Raw genomic sequence first — 2,003 nt, forward strand, 5'->3', positions numbered from 1 at the left:
CCGCCGACCAGAGGGGCCATGTGCACGACGCTGCACGGAAGGGCTAACCACACACAGCACGCCCCCGCTACTTCGAGATGCACCTCCACACCTACCAGGATGACGGCGGCGCACTATCCAGCGAGGGCCCTCACCGAACCCGTGACGCCAGCACCCTGCGTGTGGCCCCGCACGGCTCCGGAGCCGCGAGCGCCACCCCCGCCCCCCCCCAGAAAAGCGGCCCCGTCCCGCTCGCCACCCCCGCTACGTCAGACAGCCCCCACCCCACTGACCAGCGACCCACGCCCTCCGCAGCGCGCGCGCCAGCAACAGTACCCACCTCCGATACGTCAGACAGCACCCACACCACTGACACGAGCACCACGCCCGCCGCGGTGAGCGCACCCGGAACTGACGTGGGCTCGGGAAGTGATACCCTGGTGGTTCATGTCTCCGGTGACCACTACCAGGGCGATCCGCAGTTTCAGGTCTATGTGGACGGCAAGGCGGTGGGCGACACGCAAACCGTCACGGCCGTGCACACGCAGGGCCAGTGGCAGGACGTCACGCTGAAGGGCGACTTCAACCCGAGCAGCGCCCACAACGTCGAGGTGCGCTTCCTCAACGACGCGTATGACGGCAGCGGGCAATTCACCGAGGGCCATGACCGCAACCTCTACGTCAGCACCGTCAGTCTGGATGGGCACAGCTTCGGAGCCTCGGAGGCCAACCCAGCCGTCCTCCTGCAAAACGGCGGCGTCACCATCGCCACCGCCGCTACGTCAGACAGCACCCACACCACTGACGCGAGCACCACGCCCGCCGCGGTGAGCGCGCCGACGGAGGTCGCCACATCCGCACCCGCTCACACATCTGACACGAGCACTGCAGTAGGAACGGGCAGCACGGCACCTGCTGCTACCGACACGACGATCGGCTCGGGGGCGAGCCACCTGGTGCTGAAGATCAGCCAGGATGCCTACGTTGGTGACGCGCAGTACACGGTCTCCGTGGATGGCCAGCAAATCGGTGGCGTCCAGACCGCTCATGCCTCACATGCCGCAGGTCAGTCCGACACTGTGACGGTGAAGGGTGATTTTGGTCCGGGCGATCATGCGGTCAGCGTCAGCTTCCTCAACGACTTCTACGGGGGCTCAGCGAGTACGGATCGCAACCTGTACGTTGATGGCGCCAGCAACGATGGCGCAGCCGTGGCCAACAGTGCTTTGAGCCTGCTCTACAATGGATCTCTGCAGTTCAACGTCCCGGGAACGAGTGCGGGTACAAGTTCTGGAGCCGGTGCGGCTGCAGCCACGTCGGCTGCCCCGAATGTCGCGCTCACGCACGACACCGGAACAGGTGGGACTCACGCGACCAGCGATGGCCTGGTGACCTATGCGCCGGCCGTGAGCGGCGACACGCTGCACTACAAGCTCGACAGCGGCGCGGTCACCACGACGGCTCCGGTCCTGGCCACCGACGGCAGCGCCAACGGCCAGCATACGGTCACCGTCTACGAGACCGATGCGGCCGGTCACACATCAGCCGACGCCAGCTTGGTCTTCTCCCTCGACGCGCATCATGACAACAACGGCTTCCACACGGCGTGAGGGCTGTACAGGTAACGCTCGGCGCTCTCCGTTGCGCTGAATGAACGCGGCAGAGGACGAGATTCGGATCGGTGACGCTGGTTGAGCGTCAAGATGGTGCTCGATGCTGTCCCGGTCCGGATCTAGATGTGGTGCTGGCTGTAAGGTTTGTGCGGCGAAAATACCTTCGAAAAATTGCGGACTGGCGTCGATCGACAGATTATAGTCTGCTCGATTGACATATTTGTTCCAGAATTTTGGTGAATGATGCTTGTTGCGCTGGTTCGGTGGAGTCTTGATTGCTATCGGCACGGAGCATGCTAGGTCCCCGTCTCGCCGGGGCAGGCCTGGGTCGAGGGGGCGAACGCATGCGCCAGGTCGGACAATCGGGCGAGCTGGCGACCGTGCTCCGGCGGAGCGCCGGTGCCTTCATCG

Annotated in this window: 1 protein-coding gene; it reads left to right on the forward strand. The window is 64.8% G+C overall.

What is annotated here, in order from left to right; all coding sequences use genetic code 11:
* The first annotated feature begins 419 nt into the window (after positions 1 to 419).
* Positions 420 to 1,589 (forward strand): carbohydrate-binding domain-containing protein, encoded by a 1,170-nt coding sequence (locus MKK84_RS31530; protein ID WP_243926382.1) that lies wholly within the window; start codon positions 420 to 422, stop codon positions 1,587 to 1,589.
* Positions 1,590 to 2,003: the final 414 nt, after the last annotated feature.

Origin of the sequence: Methylobacterium sp. E-065 (assembly GCF_022829605.1) — a bacterium.
Lineage (GTDB): Bacteria > Pseudomonadota > Alphaproteobacteria > Rhizobiales > Beijerinckiaceae > Methylobacterium.